This window comes from Streptomyces sp. NPDC094032 (assembly GCF_040303965.1).
Lineage (GTDB): Bacteria > Actinomycetota > Actinomycetes > Streptomycetales > Streptomycetaceae > Streptomyces.
The window spans coordinates 305,022-323,551 of the sequence record NZ_JBEOUE010000004.1 but is presented as its reverse complement, the minus strand read 5'-3'; the positions used below and the strand labels follow the sequence as shown (position 1 = coordinate 323,551).

Sequence of the window (18,530 nt, the reverse complement as noted above, 5' to 3'; positions counted from 1 at the left end):
CGGCGAGGTTGCGGCTCACCTGCCCGACGAAAAATGGGCGCGGCCTCCGGGTGGGGATCCGGGGGTCGCGCCTGTCTCATTCTTTGCGAAAGTCCAACGTCGTTTGAACGGCGTTCGACAGCGCTCATTGTCGTTCAATGTCCAATAATCCGATGTCGCGAATGTCTCGCATTCGAGCATGGACTTGAACAGGAACTCACATTTGCCCAACGATCATGTAACGCCGCGCCCGGGACGAAATACGACGGGGCGGACACCTCCGCACAAGGTGTCCGCCCCGTCTCTCTTGCGAACCGGAGCCGCCGCCCATCGGTATTGAGGGTCGGGGACGAGCGGCGGCTCCGGTGGTCATCGGGTCAGCGGCTGTCGCTGCCCTTCGCCTCGGCCGCCGCGCGGCCGGCCTCCAGGCGCGCCACCGGGATCCGGAAGGGCGAGCAGGAGACGTAGTCGAGGCCCACCTCGTGGAAGAAGTGCACCGACTCCGGGTCGCCGCCGTGCTCGCCGCAGACGCCCAGCTTGATGTCGGGGCGGGTGGCGCGGCCGGCCTCGACGGCGCTGCGGACCAGGGCGCCCACGCCGTCCTTGTCGATGGTCTCGAAGGGGCTGACGCCGAAGATGCCCTTCTCCAGGTACGCGGTGAAGAAGCTGGCCTCCACGTCGTCGCGGGAGAAGCCCCAGACCGTCTGGGTCAGGTCGTTGGTGCCGAAGGAGAAGAACTCGGCGGCCTCGGCGATCTGACCGGCGGTCACGGCGGCGCGCGGCAGCTCGATCATGGTGCCCAGGGCCAGCGCGAGGTCGACGCCGGTCTGCGCCCGGACCTCGGCGATGACCTCCTCGGCCTCCTCGCGGACCAGCTCCAGCTCCTGGACGGTGCCGACGAGCGGGATCATGATCTCGACGCGCGGGTCGCCCTTGGCGTCGACGCGCTGGGCGGCGGCCTCGGCGATGGCGCGGACCTGCATGGTGAACAGGCCGGGGATGACCAGGCCGAGGCGGACGCCGCGCAGACCCAGCATCGGGTTCTGCTCGTGCAGCCGGTGCACGGCCTGGAGCAGGCGCAGGTCGTTCTCGTGCGGCTCCTTGCGGGCCTCGGCGAGGGCGACGCGCACCGAGAGCTCGGTGATGTCGGGCAGGAACTCGTGCAGCGGCGGGTCGAGCAGCCGGACGGTGACGGGCAGGCCGTCCATCGCCTCGAAGAGCTCGACGAAGTCCTGCTTCTGCAGCGGGAGCAGCGCCTTCAGCGACTCCTCGCGCTCCTCGTCGGTGTCGGCGAGGATGAGCCGCTCGACGTACTGGCGGCGCTCACCGAGGAACATGTGCTCGGTGCGGCACAGGCCGATGCCCTGGGCGCCGAAGCGGCGGGCGCGGGAGGCGTCCTCGGCGTTGTCGGCGTTGGCGCGGACGCGCAGCCGGCGGACGCGGTCGGCGTAGGCCATGATCCGGTGGACGGCCTGGACGAGCTCGTCGGCGTCGTCGGCGCCGGCGTGCATGCGGCCCTCGAAGTACTCGACGACCGGGGACGGTACGACGGGCACCTCGCCGACGTACACCTTGCCGGTGGAGCCGTCGATGGAGACGACGTCGCCCTCCTCGATGACCACGCCGGAGGCGGTGGTCATCCGGCGGCGCTTGGTGTCGACCTCCAGCTCCTCGGCGCCGCAGACACAGGTCTTGCCCATGCCGCGGGCGACGACGGCGGCGTGCGAGGTCTTGCCGCCGCGGGAGGTGAGGATGCCCTCGGCGGCGATCATGCCGTCCAGGTCGTCGGGGTTGGTCTCGCGGCGGATCAGGATGACCTTCTCGCCGGAGCGGGACCACTTGACGGCCGTGTACGAGTCGAAGACGGCCTTGCCGACGGCGGCGCCCGGGGAGGCGGCGATGCCGCGGCCGATCTGCTCGACCTTCGCGTTCTCGTCGAACTTGGGGAACATCAGCTGGGCGAGCTGGGCGCCGTTGACGCGCTGGAGCGCCTCGGCCTCGTCGATGAGGCCCTGGTCCACGAGCTGGGTGGCGATGCGGAAGGCGGCACCGGCGGTGCGCTTGCCGACGCGGGTCTGGAGCATCCAGAGCTGGCCGCGCTCGATGGTGAACTCGATGTCGCAGAGATCCTTGTAGTGGGTCTCCAGCGTGTTCATGATCTGCATGAGCTGGTCGTACGACGCCTTGTCGATCGACTCCAGCTCGGCGAGCGGCACGGTGTTGCGGATGCCGGCGACGACGTCCTCGCCCTGCGCGTTCTGCAGGTAGTCGCCGTAGACGCCCGCGTGGCCGGAGGCCGGGTCGCGGGTGAAGGCGACGCCGGTGCCGGAGTCGGGGCCGAGGTTGCCGAAGACCATGGAGCAGACGTTGACGGCGGTGCCGAGGTCGCCCGGGATGCGCTCCTGGCGGCGGTACAGCTTCGCGCGGTCGGTGTTCCAGGAGTTGAAGACGGCCTCGATGGCGAGGTCCATCTGCTCGCGCGGGTCCTGGGGGAAGTCGCGGCCGGTCGCGGTCTTGACGATCTTCTTGAAGTGCTCGACGACCTTCTTCAGGTCGTCGGCGTCCAGGTCGGTGTCGCTGGTGACACCCTTCGCGGCCTTGGCCTCGTCGAGGGCGTCCTCGAAGAGCTCGCCGTCCACGTCGAGGACGGTCTTGCCGAACATCTGGATGAGGCGGCGGTACGAGTCCCAGGCGAAGCGCCCGTTGTCGGCCTGGCGGGCGAGGCCCTCGACGGAGACGTCGGAGAGGCCGATGTTGAGGACCGTGTCCATCATGCCGGGCATCGAGAACTTGGCGCCGGAGCGGACCGAGACCAGCAGCGGGTCGTCCGCCTGGCCCAGCTTCTTGCCCATCCGGCGCTCAAGCGCGTCGAGGTGCGCGGTGACCTCGTCGCGGAGCTCGACCGGCTCGGAGCCGCTCTCGAGGTAGACCTTGCAGGCCTCGGTCGTGATCGTGAAGCCGGGGGGGACCGGCAGACCGAGGTTGGTCATCTCGGCCAGGTTCGCGCCCTTGCCACCGAGAAGGTCCTTGAGGTCCTTGTTCCCCTCGGTGAAGTCGTACACGAACTTCTGATCATTGTTTTCCGACACGGGTCCCGACTCCTCGATGACTCGGTTGGCTGCCCTGACGGCGAGGAACATACCCAGATCGAAGGCTTCTGGGGAGGTACGCCTACCGGTCACCCGGTCTTAACCACCCGTCCGCCAGCACATCGAAAGTAACTGACAGGTAGCTTCCGCTTTCACGCCCCGAAGCCGAGTTGACTCATTCCAGGACTTGGCCGCTCAAGTGAGCGCCCAACGGAGCATCTGCGTTCAACTCTTGAACGCAAAAAGGGTGGCACTCCGTGCCACCCTTCAAGCACGAGACGGGCCCGTAACCTGCTCATCTGAGCAGTACCCCTATCAAGGGTGGCGAGAATCACTCGCCAGGAAGGGCCCGAATCCCGGCCTCATCTCACCCGCCGGACGTGTCCAGCTCCGCGTCCTCGCTCACTCCGGCGCAGTCATAGGGGTCCTTCAGCCAGCCGTCCGGCAGGACAACCCGCCCATTTCCGGACGTACGACCCCGAGGGCCGTCCGCGCCCACCGGCCAGGGCTGATCCAGGTCGAGCTCGCTCAACTGAGCGCTCAGTTCGTCGAGGGACGAGGTGATCGCCAGCTTCTTGCGCATCTCCGAGCCGACCGAGAAGCCCTTGAGGTACCAGGCGACGTGCTTGCGGAAGTCGACGACACCGCGCGACTCGTCGCCCAGCCACTCGCCGAGCAGCCGCGCGTGCTTCACCATCGTGTCCGCGACCACCCGCAGCCCCGGCTGCGCGTACTCCCCGGTCCCCTCGAAGCCCGCCACGAGGTCCCCGAAGAGCCACGGGCGCCCAAGGCAGCCACGGCCCACGACCACGCCGTCGCAGCCGGTCTCCCGCATCATGCGCAGGGCGTCGTCGGCGCACCAGATGTCACCGTTGCCGAGCACCGGGATCTCCGGCACGTGCTCCTTGAGCCGGGCGATGGCGTCCCAGTCGGCCGTGCCGCCGTAGTGCTGGGCGGCGGTCCTGCCGTGCAGGGCGATGGCGGTGACGCCCTCCTCGACGGCGATCCGCCCGGCGTCCAGGAAGGTGATGTGGTCATCGTCGATGCCCTTGCGCATCTTCATCGTGACCGGCAGGTCGCCCGCGTTGGACACGGCCTCGTGCAGGATCGCGCGCAGCAGCGGCCGCTTGTACGGGAGGGCCGAGCCGCCGCCCTTGCGGGTCACCTTGGGGACCGGGCAGCCGAAGTTCAGGTCGATGTGGTCCGCCAGGTCCTCGTCCACGATCATGCGGACGGCCTTGCCGACGGTCACCGGATCGACGCCGTACAACTGGATCGAGCGCGGCTTCTCGGTCTCGTCGAAGCGGATGAGCTGCATGGTCTTCTCGTTGCGCTCGACCAGCGCCCTCGTCGTGATCATCTCGCTGACGAAGAGGCCCTTCCCTCCGGAGAACCCACGGCAGAGGGTGCGGAAGGGGGCGTTGGTGATGCCGGCCATCGGCGCGAGCACCACCGGCGGCTGCACGATGTGCGGCCCGATGGCGAGGGGGGAGAACGCGGTCATCCGCCCATTGTCGCGCACTGCGGAGGTCGTTAGACAGCCGTACTATCCGCACATGTCCGAGCTCACACCCCCGCGGCTCCCCGCTGCCCCGCTCCCCCGGCGCCGCCGGCTGCTGGTCCTGGCGATCTGCTGCATGAGCCTGCTGATCGTCAGCCTGGACAACACGGCCCTCAATGTGGCGCTCCCCTCCATGCAGCGCGAGCTGGACGCCTCGGTCTCCGGACTCCAGTGGACGATCGACGCCTACACCCTGGTGCTCGCCTCGCTGCTCATGCTCTCCGGCTCCACCGCCGACCGGATCGGCCGCCGCAAGGTCTTCACCGCCGGACTCGTGCTCTTCGTGCTCGGCTCGCTGCTCTGCTCGCTCGCGCCCAGCCTGGAGGCGCTGGTCGCGTTCCGCATGGTGCAGGCGGTGGGCGGCTCCATGCTCAACCCGGTCGCCATGTCGATCATCACCAACACCTTCACCGATCCGGCCGAACGCGCGCGGGCCATCGGCGTCTGGGGCGCGGTCGTGGGCGTCTCCATGGCGGCGGGCCCGCTGGTCGGCGGCCTGCTCGTGGAGTCGGTCGGCTGGCGGGCGATCTTCTGGGTCAACCTGCCCATCGGCCTGGCCGCGCTGCTCCTCACCCTCCGGTACGTCCCCGAGTCCCGGGCGCCCCGGCCCCGGCGCCCGGACCCGGTGGGCCAGGTCCTGGTGACGCTGCTGCTGGGCTCGCTCACGTACGCGATCATCGAGACCAGCCCGCTGTTCGCGGGGGTGGCGGTGGGCGCCCTGATCGGGATCCTGGTCTACGAGCCGAGGCGCCGCGAGCCCCTGATCGACCTGCGGTTCTTCCGCAGCGCGCCGTTCAGCGGGGCCACGGTGATCGCGGTCTGCGCCTTCGCGGCGCTGGGCGGCTTCCTCTTCCTGAACACGCTCTACCTCCAGGACGTCCGGGGCCTCTCGGCCCTGCGTGCCGGGCTCTTCATGCTGCCCATGGCGGCGATGACCTTCGTCTTCGCCCCGCTGTCCGGGCGCCTGGTGGGGGCGCGCGGGCCGCGCCCCTCGCTGCTGGTCTCGGGGGCGGCGATGGCGGCGGGCACGCTGCTTTTCGCGGCCTTCGACGCGGAGCGGAGCACGCCGCTGCTGTTCACCGGTTACGTGGTCTTCGGCATCGGCTTCGGCATGGTGAACGCGCCCATCACCAACACGGCGGTGTCCGGGATGCCCCGCGCGCAGGCCGGGGTGGCCGCGGCGGTGGCGTCCACCAGCCGCCAGATCGGCCAGACGCTGGGGGTCGCCGTGGCGGGCGCGGTGCTGAGCGCGGGGCTGGCCGCCGCCGCGCACACGACGGCCTCGGCCGGGCTCGACGGCTTCGTGGCGGCGAGCAAGCCCGCCTACTGGATCATCACCGGCTGCGGGCTGTGCGTGCTGGTGGCCGGGGCGCTGACCAGCGGGGCGTGGGCGCGCGGGACGGCGGAGCGGACGGCGCGGCGGCTCGCGGCGGAGGACGCCGCCGCTCAGACACCGGCGAAGGCGGCGCCTTCCCGGGCCGAGGAGGCGTGAGGGGCCCCTTCCTGAGGGGCATCCTTAGGGGCCTGGGCCCCGGTTTCCGCCCCGACCCGCTCCCGCGCGGTGGCGGATTTCTCCTCCGTGAGGACGAGCTCCTGGAGGCGTTCGACCCCGGCCCGGGTCTCGTCGTCCACGGGGACGTACGTGACGAGGGCGGGCCCCGCGGTCGGGCCGAGCCAAAGGTTGGTGTGCTCGAACCTGAGCAGTCCGACGTGCGCGTTGCGGATGAACTTGGTGCGGCCCCCGGCGGCGACCACGTCGTGCCGGGCCCAGATCTCGCGGAACTCGGGCGACGCCTCCTCCAGCCGCCGGACAAGCCCCGTCCAGGCGGGTTCGGCCAGATGCTCGGCCATGGAGGCGCGGAGTTTGCCGGAGAGCATGCGCAGAACGTCCGGCAGATCGGTGACGGAGGCGCGGAACTCCTCGTTCGTGAAGGCGAGCCAGAGGCTGTTGCGGTCCTCGCGGGGCAGGGCGTCCAGGTCGCAGAAGAGGCGCCCGAAGGTGCGGTTGTGGGCGAGGAAGTCGAAGCGGCTGTTCTGGACGGCGGCGGGCACCGGCTCCAGCTGGTCGAGCAGTCGGCGCAGCGCCGGGGTGACGGTCGGGCAGGGCGCCTCGGGGTGCGGGTCGGCCTGTCCGGCGAGGGCGAAGAGATGGGCCCGCTCGGTCGGGTCGAGCAGCAGCGCGCCCGCGAGGGCGTCGAGGACCTGCGGGGAGACCTGGATCGGCCGCGCCTGCTCCAGCCACGTGTACCAGGTGACGCCCACGGCGGAGAGCTGGGCGACCTCCTCCCGGCGCAGCCCCGGGGTGCGACGGCGGCGCCCGCGCGGGAGGCCGACTTCCTCGGGCGTGATGCGTTCGCGGCGGCTGCGCAGGAAGCCGGCCAGCTCGTGCCGCCGGATGTCGGGTTCCGGAGCCTGTTTCCTCGCGGCGGCCGTCATGACTGTCATGCTCCCAGGGTGCCGGGGCGCTCAGCCCGTTGCCAGGTAGTGCTTGTACCAGGATAAGGAGACTCTGGTACCAGGCTGAGCGAGGGCCGATCGTCGGTCGCGTGACGACGACATCCCCTCCTCCCCGCACTCCCGCCCGGACCGCCGCCGCGTCGGCAGGCCGGGCCCGTCCGGCCCTCGGCACGCTCGGCCTGTTCACGGTGCTGCTCGGCGCCGCCCTGCCCTTGATCGACTTCTTCATCGTCAATGTCGCCCTGCCGACCATCGACCACGACCTCGCCGCCGGACCGGCCCTCCTGGAGCTGGTCGTCGCGGGCTACGGCCTGTCGTACGCGGTGCTGCTCGTACTCGGCGGGCGGCTCGGCGACCTGTTCGGGCGCCGTCGGCTCTTCCTCGCCGGGATGGGCGCCTTCGGCCTGACCTCGCTCGCCTGCGGGCTCGCCCCGGACGCCTGGACGCTGGTCGGTGCCCGGGTGGCACAGGGTGCCGCGGCGGCCCTGATGCTGCCGCAGGTCCTGGCGACCATTCACTCCTCGACGTCGGGCGCCCGGCACGCGAGGGCGCTGAGCCTGTACGGGGCGACCGCGGGCCTCTCGATGGTGGCCGGCCAGATCCTGGGCGGCGTGCTGGTCGCCGCCGACCTCGCGGGCAGCGGCTGGCGGGCGATCTTCCTGGTCAACGTGCCGGTGGCGCTGCTCGGGCTGCTGCTGGCGGCCCGCGCCGTCCCCGAGACCCGCTCGGACCGGCCCGCTCCGGTGGACGTGCCGGGCACGCTGCTGCTCGCGCTGAGCCTGCTCACGCTGCTGGCCCCGCTGACCGAGGGCCGGGCGGCGGGCTGGCCGCTGTGGACCTGGCTGGCGCTCGGCGTCTTCCCGTTCGCGGCGGGGGCGTTCTGGTGGGTGGAGCTGCGGGCGGACCGCCGGGGCCGGACGCCGCTGGTGCCGCCGAGGCTGCTCGGTCTGGTCTCGCTGCGCCGGGGGCTCGCGGTGGTGCTGCCGCTGTCGGGCGGCTTCAGCGGCTTCATGTTCGTGGTCGCGGTGGCGCTCCAGCAGGGCCTCGCGATGGGCGCGGTGACCTCGGGTCTGGCGCTGGTGCCGATGGCGGTGGCGTTCTTCGCGGCCTCGCTGGCCGGTCCACGCCTGGTACGGCGCTGGGGCACCCGGGTCGTCCCGGTGGGCGCGGTGTTCCAGGCGGTGGGCATCGGGCTGATCGCCTGGGCCGTGGGTCGCGGCTGGTCGGAGCTCTCGGTGGCGGACCTGCTGCCGGGCATGGCGGTCGCGGGCTTCGGCCAGGGGCTCCAGCTGCCGGTGCTGTTCCGGGTGGTGCTGTCGGAGGTGCCGGGCGAGCAGGCGGGCGTGGGCAGCGGGGTCATGGTGACGACCCAGCAGTCGGCGATGGCGCTGGGGGTGGCGACGCTCGGTTCGCTCTTCCTGTCGCTGGCCTCCTCGCCGGCCGAGATGGGCACGGCGCTGACCACGACGCTGCTGGTGCAGCTGGGTGTGGTGGTGGTGACGCTGCTGCTGAGCCTGCGGCTGCCTCGCTCGATGGAGTGAACGAGAAGAAGAGGGAATGACAGATATTGAAATCTGTCATCGCACATGCCATGGTTGTTCCATGACGAACACGACGCACACTCCTCTCCCCACCCGCTCCCTCGGCACCACCGGCCCCCGGGTCTCCGCCCTCGGTCTCGGCTGCATGGGCATGTCCGCGCTGTACGGCGAGAGCGACCGTGCCGAGTCGATCGCGACCCTCCACGCCGCCCTCGACGCCGGCGTGACCCTCCTGGACACCGGCGACTTCTACGGAATGGGGCACAACGAGCTGCTGATCAACGAGGCCCTGCGCACCGCCCCCGCGGCCGCCCGCGAGCAGGCCCTGACCAGCGTGAAGTTCGGCGCCCTGCGCACGGTGGAGGGCGGCTTCTCCGGATACGACGGCCGCCCGGCCGCGGTGAAGAACTTCGCGGCGTATTCGCTCCAGCGCCTCGGCACCGACCACATCGACATCTACCGGATCGCCCGCGTCGACCCCGACGTGCCGATCGAGGAGACCGTCGGCGCCATCGCCGAGCTGGTCGAGGCGGGCCATGTGCGGCACATCGGCCTCTCCGAAGTCGGCGCCGACACCCTGCGCCGGGCGGCGGCCGTCGCCCCGATCTCCGACCTCCAGATCGAGTACTCGCTGATATCCCGCGGCATCGAGGAGAAGATCCTGCCCGCCGCCCGCGAGCTGGGCATCGGCGTCACGGCCTACGGGGTCCTCTCCCGAGGCCTGATCAGCGGCCACTTCACCCGGGACCGCACCCTCGGCGCCGGCGACTTCCGCGGCATGTCCCCCCGCTTCCAGGGCGACAACCTGACGCGCAACCTGGACCTGGTGGACCGGCTCCGCGAGGTCGCCGGGGCCAAGGGCGTGACGGTCGCGCAGACCGCCATCGCCTGGGTCCTCGCCCAGGGGCCCCGGCACGGCGGGGACATCGTCCCGCTGGTCGGCGCCCGTCGCCGGGACCGGCTCGCCGAGGCGCTCGGCGCCCTGGACGTGACGCTGGACGCGGCCGACCTGGCGGCGATCGAGGAGGCCGTCCCGGCGGGCGCGGCGGCCGGCGAGCGCTATCCGGCGGCCCAGATGGCCCACCTGGACAGCGAGCACTGACCGGTAGTGTCGGTGTCATGGCCGCCACCGAAACCCTGACCGCAGAGCGCATCCTCGAAGCCACCGAGGAGGTGCTGCGCCGCTACGGCCCCGCCAAGGCGACCGTCGTGGACGTGGCCCGGGTGCTCGGCGTCAGCCACGGCAGCGTCTACCGCCACTTCCGCACCAAGGCGGCGCTGCGCGAGGCGGTCACCGAGCGCTGGCTCTCGCGCACCGAGGTCGCCCTCGCCGAGCTGACCGGCGCCCCCGGGCGGCCCGCGCCGGAGAAGCTGCACTCCTGGTTCGCGACCCTCTTCGAGGCCAAGCGGCACAAGGCGGGCGGGGACCCGGAGCTGTTCGCGACCTACGGCGTGCTCATCGACGAGAACAGCGACGTGGTCGACCGGCACGTCGAGGCGCTGATCGACCAGGTCCGCTCGATCGTCGAGGAGGGCGCCCGGGAGGCCGAGTTCACCGACGCCGACCCGGAGGCCACGGCCCGCGCGCTCTTCCACGCCACCGCCCGCTTCCACGACCCGGCCTACGCGCCGGAGTGGCGGCGGCCCGCGATCGAGTCCGAGTTCGAGTCGGTGGTCGGCCTGCTGCTGCGCGGCCTGCGCCCGTAGCCCCCGCCGACCCCACCGACCCGCCGCCCCCTACGTACGTACGGGAAAGCCCCCGGTTCCGAGGACGGAACCGGGGGCTTTCCCGTACGGGTGACCCGACTCAGCAGCCGAGCAGACGGCTGCCCAGGTAGCTCTGGATCTGGTCGAGGGAGACGCGCTCCTGCTTCATCGTGTCGCGCTCGCGCACGGTCACCGCGTTGTCGTCGAGGGTGTCGAAGTCGACGGTGACGCAGTACGGGGTGCCGATCTCGTCCTGGCGACGGTAGCGGCGGCCGATGGCGCCGGCGTCGTCGAACTCGATGTTCCAGTTCTGCCGCAGGTCGGCCGCGAGGCCCTTGGCCTTCGGCGAGAGCTGCGGGTTGCGGGACAGCGGCAGGACCGCGACCTTGACCGGGGCCAGGCGGTGGTCGAGGCGCAGCACGGTGCGCTTCTCCATGACGCCCTTGGCGTTCGGCGCCTCGTCCTCGATGTACGCGTCGAGCAGGAAGGCCAGCATGGCGCGGCCGACACCGGCCGCCGGCTCGATGACGTACGGCGTGTAGCGCTCGCCCGTCTCCTGCTCAAGGAACGTGAGGTTGGCGCCGGAGGCCTTGGAGTGGGCGTTCAGGTCGTAGTCGGTGCGGTTGGCGACGCCCTCCAGCTCGCCCCACTCGCTGCCGCCGAAGGAGAAGCGGTACTCGATGTCGGCGGTGCGCTTCGAGTAGTGGGAGAGCTTCTCCGCCGGGTGCTCGAACCAGCGCATGTTCTCCTCACGGAGACCCAGGCCGGTGTACCAGTTCCAGCGCTGCTCCATCCAGTATTCCTGCCACTGCTCGTCCTCGCCCGGCTTGACGAAGAACTCCATCTCCATCTGCTCGAACTCGCGCGTGCGGAAGATGAAGTTGCCCGGAGTGATCTCGTTCCGGAAGGACTTGCCCATCTGCGCGATGCCGAACGGGGGCTTCTTGCGCGAGGTGGTCTGCACCTGGGCGAAGTTGGTGAAGATGCCCTGGGCGGTCTCGGGGCGCAGGTACGCGACGGAGCCGGTGTCCTGGGTCGGGCCGAGATGCGTGGAAAGCAGGCCGGAGAACTGCTTGGGCTCCGTGAAGGTGCCCTTGTTGCCGCAGTTGGGGCAGTTGAGGTCGGTGAGGCTCTCGGGGAGGCGGCCGTGCTTCTCCTCGTACGCCTCCTCCAGGTGGTCGGCGCGGTAGCGCTTGTGACAGGAGGTGCACTCGGTCAGCGGGTCGGTGAAGGTGGCGACGTGACCGGACGCCTCCCACACCTCGGTGGCCAGGATGACGGACGAGTCGATACCGACGACGTCCTCGCGCGAGGTGACCATGTAGCGCCACCACTGACGCTTGAGGTTCTCCTTGAGCTCGACACCCAGCGGTCCGTAGTCCCAGGCGGCCTTCTGGCCACCGTAGATCTCGCTGCACGGGTAGACGAAGCCACGGCGCTTGCTCAGGCTGACGATGGTGTCGATCTTGTCGGCGGCCACGGTGCTCTCTTCATTACGACGACGAAGTGCGAATGCCTCAGGTTACCGGCGCCCGCACCCCCCGTATCAAATCGGTTCCTCCTGGTCCCGGAGTGCGCGGGAACACACCGGGACGAAGCGTTCGGCAATTGACAACCGTTTCCACTTTTGTTGAAAATGAGTGTCATGAACGTACGCCGTCTGATACCCGCCACCGCCGTCGCCGGAGCCGTCACCCTCGGTCTCGTCACCCTCTCCGCCTGCTCCGGAAGCCCGGACGCGGCCGGCAAGGGGAGCGGCGGCAAGCTGGACGTGGTGGCGTCGTTCTACCCCATGCAGTACCTGGCCGAGCAGATAGGCGGCGGCCACGTGGCCGTCGACACCCTCACCAAGCCCGGCGTCGAGCCGCACGACCTGGAGCTCAAGCCGAAGCAGATCGGCGAGCTCGGCGAGGCCGACGTCGTCCTCTACCTCAAGGGCATCCAGCCCGCCGTCGACGACGCCATCGCCCAGGCCGGCGTCAAGAACACCGTCGACGCGGCCACCCTCACCAAGCTGGAGGAGCACGGCACCGAGGTCGGCGGCCACGCGGGCCACGACCACGGCACCGCCTCCGAGGAGGCCGGCCACGACCACGCGTCCGAGGCCGGCGCCGACCCGCACATCTGGCTCGACCCCGTGAAGTACGCCGAGGTCGCCAAGGGCGTGGGCGCCGCCTTCGAGAAGGCCGACCCGGACCACGCCGCCGACTACAAGAAGAACACCGACGCCCTGGTGAAGAAGCTGGACGAGCTGAACACCTCGTTCGAGACCGGCCTCAAGGACACCACCACCAAGACCTTCATCACCACCCACTCCGCCTTCGGCTACCTCGCCGAGCGCTACGGCCTGGAGCAGGAGGGCATCACCGGCATCGACCCCGAGTCCGAGCCGAGCCCCGCCCGCGTCAAGGAACTCCAGGACATCGCGAAGAAGGACAAGGTCTCCACCGTCTTCTTCGAGACCCTCGCCAGCGACAAGACCGCCAAGACCCTCGCGAAGGACACCGGCCTCACCACCGATGTCCTCGACCCGCTGGAGGGAATCACGGACAAGTCCAAGGGCGCTGACTACATCGAGGTCATGCGGTCCAACCTCGCCGCGCTGCAGAAGGCCCTCGGCGCGAAGTGACACCCACCCAGCAGGGAAAGCAGCAGGAGGCACCCGTGAGCGCACCCGTGAGCGCAGCCGTGCACGACGGACCCGTCATCTCCGTCCGCGGAGCCACCGCGGCCCTCGGCTCGCGCCCCGTCCTGCGCGGCGTCGACCTCACCGTCCAGCGCGGTGAGGTCGTCGCCCTGCTCGGCGCCAACGGCTCCGGCAAGTCCACCGCCGTCCGCTCCGTCATCGGCCAGGTGCCGCTGACCGGTGGCAGCATCGAGCTGTTCGGCACCGAGCAGAAGCGGTTCCGCGACTGGGCGCGCGTCGGCTACGTGCCGCAGCGCACCACCGCCGCCAGCGGCGTGCCCGCCACCATCCGCGAGGTCGTCGCCTCCGGCCGGCTCTCCCGCCGCCGCTTCGGCCTGACCACCAGGGCCGACCGGGCCGCCGTCGACCGGGCCATCGCCCTCGTCGGCCTCGCCGACCGCGCCAAGGACTCCGTCGCCGCGCTCTCCGGCGGCCAGCACCAGCGGGTGCTCATCGCCCGCGCGCTCGCCTCCGAGCCCGAGCTGCTGATCATGGACGAGCCGATGGCCGGCGTCGACCTGGCCAGCCAGGAGATCCTCGCCGCGACCCTGCGCGAGCAGGTCGCCGGCGGCACCTCCGTCCTCCTCGTCCTGCACGAGCTCGGCCCTCTTGAGCCGCTGATCGACCGCGCGGTCGTCCTGCGCGACGGCTGCGTCGTCCACGACGGCCCGCCCCCGCAGGCCGTCGGCCAGCACGCGCTGCCCGGCCACGACCACGTCCACCCGCACGCGGCCGACGAGCCGCTCCGTACCGGTCTGCTGACCTGAGGACGGCCCCCATGGAATTCCTCCAGCTCGCCTTCATGCAGCGCGCGCTCATCGCGGCCGTCCTCGTCGGCATCACCGCGCCCGCCGTCGGCATCTACCTCGTCCAGCGGCGCCAGGCGCTGATGGGCGACGGCATCGGCCATGTCGCCATGACCGGCGTCGGCCTCGGCTTCCTGCTGAACACCAGCCCCGTGTGGATGGCCACCGCCGTCGCCGTCGTCGGCGCCGTCGCGATGGAGCTGATCCGCGCGTACGGCAAGACCCGCGGCGACCTCGCCCTCGCCCTGCTCTTCTACGGCGGCATGGCCGGCGGCGTGCTCCTGATCAACCTCTCGCCGACCGGCTCCAACGCCAACCTCAACTCGTTCCTGTTCGGCTCCCTCTCGACGGTCTCCGCCGAGGACGTCACGGCCATCGGCATCCTGGCCGCCTTCGTCGTCCTCGTCACCGTCGGCCTGCGCCGCCAGCTCTTCGCGGTCAGCCAGGACGAGGAGTTCGCCCGCGTCACCGGCCTGCCGGTGCGGTTCCTCAACCTGCTCATCGCGGTCACCGCCGCCGTGACCGTCACGGTCGCCATGCGGGTCGTCGGCCTGCTCCTGGTCAGCGCGCTGATGGTGGTCCCGGTGGCCGCCGCCCAGCAGCTGTCCCGGTCCTTCCGTACGACCTTCGTGCTCGCCGTGGTCATCGGCACCGGCGTCACCCTGACCGGCACGGTCACCTCGTACTACCAGGACGTGCCGCCCGGCGCGACGATCGTGCTCCTCGCGATCGGGGTCTTCATCGCCCTGACCCTTCTCGCGACCCCGCTCGCCCGGCGCCGCGCCCGGGCCGCCGAGACCGCCGCGCACGGCTGCGACGCGGAGCTCCCCGGCACCAGGCGTCCCACGGACGACGTGAAGGTCTGAGCCCGGTCCGGGCCCAGGGGGGCGGGGGGCTGGCAGAATGGCGGGGGCAGACAAGATTCAAGGAGGCCCCCGTGGTGACGGCAGGACCCCCCGTACGAGGCCGCTCGACCAAGCAGCGGGCCGCCGTGTCGGCGGCGCTGAACGAGGTGGACGAGTTCCGCAGCGCGCAGGAGCTGCACGACATGCTCAAGCACCGCGGCGACTCCGTCGGCCTCACCACCGTCTACCGCACGCTCCAGTCCCTCGCGGACGCGGGCGAGGTGGACGCGCTGCGCACCAGCGACGGCGAGACGGTCTACCGGCGCTGTTCGACCGGCGACCACCACCATCACCTGGTCTGCCGCGTCTGCGGCAAGGCCGTGGAGGTGGAGGGCCCGGCCGTGGAGCAGTGGGCGGAGACGATCGCCGCCGAGCACGGCTTCGTGAACGTGGCGCACACGGTGGAGATCTTCGGCACCTGCGCGGAGTGCGCGGCGAAGTGACCTGACATACGAGGAGGCCCGCACCGGGAACACCCGGTGCGGGCCTCTTCGTACGGACGTCAGCGGATCCGGGTGATGTTCCGGTCCAGGACCTCGCGGAGCCGGTCGGCGTCACCGGCGTCGGCGAGCCCGCGCTTGGGCAGGAAGGCGACCCCGACCCGGCCCTTGTCGGCCGAGAGCAGCACGAACTGGTCCGGCGTCTCGGCGTACCGCGAGAAGAGCTGCCACCGGCCCACGACCTCGCTGTCCCGGCTCGTCCAGCGGACCCCGTCCTCCTCGACCCGGGCCTGGTGCTCGCCCTGCCGCTCGATCAGCGGGAAGAGCTGCCGGGCGGTGAGCCGGGGCATGAGCGGCACCAGGACGAGGCCCATCAGACCGAGCGCCGCCAGGAAGACCATCCCGCCCACCGGAGGCTCACCCGGCGCGAGGAAGAACAGCACGGCGAGCGCCACGGCCGCGAGACCGGTGGTGATCCGCATCAGCACCCGCGCCCGCCGGAACGTCCCGAACCGCATCTGGACGCGTACGGCGTCGAAGACATCGTCACGCGTAGGCGTGTAGACCAGCTCCACCATGTCCCGGATCCCCGCTCAGCCCTTGTCGAGGACCGCGAGGTCCGCCGGGTCCACGCCGCCGAAGCGCCGGTCGCGCTGGGCGAACTCGACACAGGCCCGCCACAGGTCGCGGCGGTCGAAGTCGGGCCACAGCACGTCCTGGAAGACCATCTCGGCGTACGCGCTCTGCCAGATCAGGTAGTTGGAGGTGCGCTGCTCGCCGCTGGGGCGGAGGAAGAGGTCGACGTCCGGCATGTCCGGGTAGTACAGGTACTTCTGGATCGTCTTCTCGGTGATCTTCGCGGGGTCGAGCCGCCCCGCCCGGACGTCCTCGGCCATCGCCTGCGCCGCGTCCGTGAGCTCCGCCCGCCCGCCGTAGTTCATGCAGAAGTACAGCGTGAGCTTGGTGTTGTCCTTGGTCTGCTCCTGCGCGACCTGGAGCTCCTTGGCCACCGACTTCCACAGCTTGGGCATCCGCCCCACCCAGCGCACGCGTACGCCGAGGGAGTCGAGCTGGTCGCGGGACTTGCGGATGAAGTCGCGGTTGAAGTTCATGAGGAAGCGCACCTCCTCGGGCGAGCGCTTCCAGTTCTCCGTGGAGAAGGCGTACAGCGAAATGGATCCGACGCCCATCTCGATCGCGCCCTGGAGCACATCGAGCACCTGCTCGGCGCCGACCTTGTGCCCCTCGGTGCGCGGCAGCCCGCGCTCCTTGGCCCAGCGGCCGTTGCCGTCCATGACGATCGCGACATGCTCGGGCACGAGCTCCGGCTGGAGCTTCGGCGGGCGGGCGCCGGACGGGTGCGGCTCGGGGGTGGCGTACTCCCGGCGCTGGCGCCCGAGAAGTCGTGCGATGGCCATGGCGATGGTTCTCCTAGCTCTTCTCTACGTACCGCAACGAGCGCAGCCCGCGCTCCAGGTGCCAGTGCAGATAGGCCGACACGAGGCCGCTGCCCTCCCTGACGTGACGCGGTTCGCACGCGTCCGCCGTCGCCCAGTCGCCGGTGAGCAGCGCGCTGAGCAGGCCTACGGCCTCCGCAGAGGGTACGACGCTTCCGGGCACCCGGCAGTCGCCGCATATGACTCCGCCCGCACCGACCGAAAAGAACCGGTTGGGCCCGGCAAGTCCGCATTTCGCACAGTCGTCGAAACTGGGCGCGTACCCGTTCACCGCGAGCGAGCGCAGCAGAAAGGCGTCGAGGATCAGATGCGGCGCGTGCTCCCCCCGCGCCAGGGTCCGCAGCCCGCCCACGAGCAGCAGATACTGCTGCACGGCCGGCTCGCCCTCATGATCGGTGAACCGTTCCGCCGTCTCCAGCATGGCGGTCCCCGCGGTGTACCGGGCGTAGTCCGTCACGATCCCGCTGCCGTACGCGGCGATCGTCTCGCTCTGCGTGCACAGCGGCAGCCCGCGCCCGATCAGCTCACTCCCCCGAGCGAAGAACTGCACGTCCACGTGCGAGAACGGTTCGAGCCGCGCCCCGAACTTCGACTTGGTCCGCCGCACCCCGCGCGCGACGGCACGCACCCGCCCGTGCCCCCGCGTGAGCAGCGTGATGATGCGGTCCGCTTCACCCAGCTTCTGGGTGCGCAGCACGATGCCGTCGTCGCGGAACAGACTCATGAGGCCATTCTCCCGTACGGGGAGAGCGCCCCGGGCCGCTAGCCCACCCAGGCCCCCTCGCGCATCACGACCCGGCCCCGGAGCTCCGGTTCTCCGCGCCAGGCGCGCACGGTACGCGGCACCACGCGCAGATACGCGTACGGGCCCTCCTCCCGTCGCGGATCCCAGCCGAACTTGCCCGCGAAGGCGTCCGCGGCGGCCTCCGGGACCTCCGCCGCCGGGTAGCACGTCGCCTCCCCTTGGAGCAGTACGACATCGAGGGCGTCCGGCAGGGCCAGCCGTACGCGCGGTTCCTCACGCGCGTTGCGTACGGTCGCGGAGCCCGCGCCGGTGCACAGCCACACCGCGTGCCCGTCCCAGAGGAACCACAGGGGCACCTGATGCGGGCCGTGGTCGGGGTGGGACGTCGACACCCAGATGTCACGCTCCGAACCGAGCCGTCCGAGGGTGTCCCGAATGCGTTCCGCCGGGTCGCGGCGGCTGATCTCCGTGGCTTGCTGCATGGCTGCCGACCCTAGCCAGCGGGGTGCGCGGTACGCATGAGGCGCAGGCCCTAGGTCCGGAGGCGGACCCGGGCCTCAGTGCTTGCCGGTCCGGGTGACGACCGCGCCGAAGAGGGCGAGCCCCTTGATGACCACACGGGGCCGGCCGGGCGTGCCGGTGCGGCGGGCGGCGCGCTTGTCGAAGACGCCGAAGAGTCCGAAGCCGCGGACGTCGACCTCGACGTCCTCCGGGACGAAGATCTTGGTGCCGCCCCAGAGGGCGACGGCCCGGATCCGCGTCTCCTGGCTGCTGAAACGCGCCTCGGTCAGATCCACCTTGCCGCCGCCCCACATGGACCAGAAGGTCATGCGCGGGGGCACGACCCACTGCCCCTTGCGATGGAAGCCGCCGAAGATCCCCGCGACGAAACGCCCCGAGGTGGGGGCCCGGTCGACGACGAGGGCGTCCCGGGGACCGGGCGCGGGCAGCCCCCGGCAGGCGACTTCGAGGTCGCCACGGGTGCGCGAGGCATGCACCTCGTCGAGGCGGGACGCGAGCTGTTCGAGCGGAAGCCGCCCAACCTCGACGGCGAACCGCAGCCGCTCCTCGGCGGCGTACCGCTCCTGGTCGGAGGCGAGGATGTCGAGGTCGTGCTGCGTCATGTGGTCAACCCTTGGAAGGTAGGCGGCGGGTGC

Annotated in this window: 17 protein-coding genes; 8 read left to right on the top strand and 9 right to left on the bottom strand. The window is 71.0% G+C overall.

The annotated features are described in order from the left end of the window. Positions 1–356 precede the first annotated feature (356 nt). Both ppdK and dusB read right to left on the bottom strand, forming a co-directional pair. Positions 357–3,068: a pyruvate, phosphate dikinase gene (ppdK, locus tag ABTZ54_RS09595; protein ID WP_351659137.1), complete on the bottom strand. Its 2,712-nt coding sequence runs from the start codon at positions 3,066–3,068 to the stop codon at positions 357–359. A gap of 367 nt (positions 3,069–3,435) precedes the next feature. Further along, entirely contained in the window at positions 3,436–4,572 is a 1,137-nt protein-coding gene (dusB, locus tag ABTZ54_RS09590; protein WP_351659134.1) for a tRNA dihydrouridine synthase DusB, read from the bottom strand. A 52-nt stretch (positions 4,573–4,624) separates the two neighbouring features. Between dusB and ABTZ54_RS09585 the strand changes: the two genes are divergently transcribed. Next, positions 4,625–6,121, top strand: coding sequence for an MFS transporter (locus ABTZ54_RS09585; protein ID WP_351659131.1), 1,497 nt, complete (start codon positions 4,625–4,627; stop codon positions 6,119–6,121). Here ABTZ54_RS09585 and ABTZ54_RS09580 read toward each other — a convergent pair. Then, entirely contained in the window at positions 6,076–7,074 is a 999-nt protein-coding gene (locus ABTZ54_RS09580) for an MmyB family transcriptional regulator (RefSeq protein WP_351659129.1), read from the bottom strand. The two genes, ABTZ54_RS09585 and ABTZ54_RS09580, sit on opposite strands and share 46 nt — an antisense overlap. Before the next feature lie 101 nt (positions 7,075–7,175). Between ABTZ54_RS09580 and ABTZ54_RS09575 the strand changes: the two genes are divergently transcribed. The 3 genes from ABTZ54_RS09575 to ABTZ54_RS09565 all read left to right on the top strand — a co-directional run bounded on the left by ABTZ54_RS09575 (position 7,176) and on the right by ABTZ54_RS09565 (position 10,334). Next, positions 7,176–8,627 (top strand): MFS transporter, encoded by a 1,452-nt coding sequence (locus tag ABTZ54_RS09575; protein WP_502997209.1) that lies wholly within the window; start codon positions 7,176–7,178, stop codon positions 8,625–8,627. Between the two features lie 61 nt (positions 8,628–8,688). Beyond that, positions 8,689–9,729 (top strand): aldo/keto reductase, encoded by a 1,041-nt coding sequence (locus tag ABTZ54_RS09570; protein WP_351659126.1) that lies wholly within the window; start codon positions 8,689–8,691, stop codon positions 9,727–9,729. 17 nt (positions 9,730–9,746) lie between these two features. Continuing rightward, the gene (locus ABTZ54_RS09565) at positions 9,747–10,334 is read left to right on the top strand and encodes a TetR/AcrR family transcriptional regulator (RefSeq protein WP_351659123.1); all 588 of its coding nucleotides are present in this window, start codon (positions 9,747–9,749) and stop codon (positions 10,332–10,334) included. 100 nt (positions 10,335–10,434) lie between these two features. Here ABTZ54_RS09565 and ABTZ54_RS09560 read toward each other — a convergent pair whose 3' ends face one another. Further along, positions 10,435–11,814: a glycine--tRNA ligase gene (locus ABTZ54_RS09560; protein WP_351659120.1), complete on the bottom strand. Its 1,380-nt coding sequence runs from the start codon at positions 11,812–11,814 to the stop codon at positions 10,435–10,437. Positions 11,815–11,979: 165 nt separating this feature from the next. On the opposite strand from ABTZ54_RS09560, the gene ABTZ54_RS09555 reads away from it, so the two are divergent. From ABTZ54_RS09555 to ABTZ54_RS09540, 4 genes are all read left to right on the top strand, one after another. Next, positions 11,980–12,963: a metal ABC transporter substrate-binding protein gene (locus ABTZ54_RS09555; protein ID WP_351659117.1), complete on the top strand. Its 984-nt coding sequence runs from the start codon at positions 11,980–11,982 to the stop codon at positions 12,961–12,963. A 35-nt stretch (positions 12,964–12,998) separates the two neighbouring features. Beyond that, positions 12,999–13,787 carry a metal ABC transporter ATP-binding protein gene (locus ABTZ54_RS09550; RefSeq protein WP_351659114.1) on the top strand — a complete coding sequence of 263 codons (789 nt, stop codon included), beginning with the start codon at positions 12,999–13,001 and terminating at the stop codon, positions 13,785–13,787. Positions 13,788–13,798: 11 nt separating this feature from the next. Continuing rightward, positions 13,799–14,692: a metal ABC transporter permease gene (locus ABTZ54_RS09545; protein ID WP_351659111.1), complete on the top strand. Its 894-nt coding sequence runs from the start codon at positions 13,799–13,801 to the stop codon at positions 14,690–14,692. Positions 14,693–14,763: 71 nt separating this feature from the next. Next, positions 14,764–15,174 carry a Fur family transcriptional regulator gene (locus ABTZ54_RS09540; protein ID WP_046905672.1) on the top strand — a complete coding sequence of 137 codons (411 nt, stop codon included), beginning with the start codon at positions 14,764–14,766 and terminating at the stop codon, positions 15,172–15,174. 59 nt (positions 15,175–15,233) lie between these two features. On the opposite strand, the gene ABTZ54_RS09535 is transcribed toward ABTZ54_RS09540, so the two are convergent. The 5 genes from ABTZ54_RS09535 to ABTZ54_RS09515 form a co-directional block, all read right to left on the bottom strand. After that, positions 15,234–15,749: a YcxB family protein gene (locus tag ABTZ54_RS09535; protein WP_351659108.1), complete on the bottom strand. Its 516-nt coding sequence runs from the start codon at positions 15,747–15,749 to the stop codon at positions 15,234–15,236. A gap of 15 nt (positions 15,750–15,764) precedes the next feature. Then, positions 15,765–16,589: an isoprenyl transferase gene (locus ABTZ54_RS09530; protein WP_351659105.1), complete on the bottom strand. Its 825-nt coding sequence runs from the start codon at positions 16,587–16,589 to the stop codon at positions 15,765–15,767. Between the two features lie 13 nt (positions 16,590–16,602). Next, positions 16,603–17,352: a DNA repair protein RecO gene (gene recO, locus ABTZ54_RS09525; RefSeq protein ID WP_351659102.1), complete on the bottom strand. Its 750-nt coding sequence runs from the start codon at positions 17,350–17,352 to the stop codon at positions 16,603–16,605. Between the two features lie 38 nt (positions 17,353–17,390). After that, on the bottom strand, positions 17,391–17,855 hold the full coding sequence (locus ABTZ54_RS09520) for a pyridoxamine 5'-phosphate oxidase family protein (protein WP_351659099.1): 465 nt from the start codon (positions 17,853–17,855) through the stop codon (positions 17,391–17,393). 75 nt (positions 17,856–17,930) lie between these two features. After that, the gene (locus tag ABTZ54_RS09515; RefSeq protein ID WP_351659096.1) at positions 17,931–18,497 is read right to left on the bottom strand and encodes a DUF1707 SHOCT-like domain-containing protein; all 567 of its coding nucleotides are present in this window, start codon (positions 18,495–18,497) and stop codon (positions 17,931–17,933) included. Positions 18,498–18,530 lie beyond the last annotated feature (33 nt).

Coding starts and splice junctions, on each gene's coding strand:
- recO (WP_351659102.1), bottom strand. CDS start 17,352: ATGAGTCTGTTCCGCGACGACGGCATCGTGCTGCGCACCCAGAAGCTG.
- dusB (WP_351659134.1), bottom strand. CDS start 4,572: ATGACCGCGTTCTCCCCCCTCGCCATCGGGCCGCACATCGTGCAGCCG.
- ABTZ54_RS09585 (WP_351659131.1), top strand. CDS start 4,625: ATGTCCGAGCTCACACCCCCGCGGCTCCCCGCTGCCCCGCTCCCCCGG.
- ABTZ54_RS09555 (WP_351659117.1), top strand. CDS start 11,980: ATGAACGTACGCCGTCTGATACCCGCCACCGCCGTCGCCGGAGCCGTC.
- ABTZ54_RS09520 (WP_351659099.1), bottom strand. CDS start 17,855: ATGCAGCAAGCCACGGAGATCAGCCGCCGCGACCCGGCGGAACGCATT.
- ABTZ54_RS09535 (WP_351659108.1), bottom strand. CDS start 15,749: ATGGTGGAGCTGGTCTACACGCCTACGCGTGACGATGTCTTCGACGCC.
- ABTZ54_RS09580 (WP_351659129.1), bottom strand. CDS start 7,074: ATGACAGTCATGACGGCCGCCGCGAGGAAACAGGCTCCGGAACCCGAC.
- ABTZ54_RS09565 (WP_351659123.1), top strand. CDS start 9,747: ATGGCCGCCACCGAAACCCTGACCGCAGAGCGCATCCTCGAAGCCACC.
- ABTZ54_RS09545 (WP_351659111.1), top strand. CDS start 13,799: ATGGAATTCCTCCAGCTCGCCTTCATGCAGCGCGCGCTCATCGCGGCC.
- ABTZ54_RS09515 (WP_351659096.1), bottom strand. CDS start 18,497: ATGACGCAGCACGACCTCGACATCCTCGCCTCCGACCAGGAGCGGTAC.
- ABTZ54_RS09570 (WP_351659126.1), top strand. CDS start 8,689: ATGACGAACACGACGCACACTCCTCTCCCCACCCGCTCCCTCGGCACC.
- ABTZ54_RS09530 (WP_351659105.1), bottom strand. CDS start 16,589: ATGGCCATCGCACGACTTCTCGGGCGCCAGCGCCGGGAGTACGCCACC.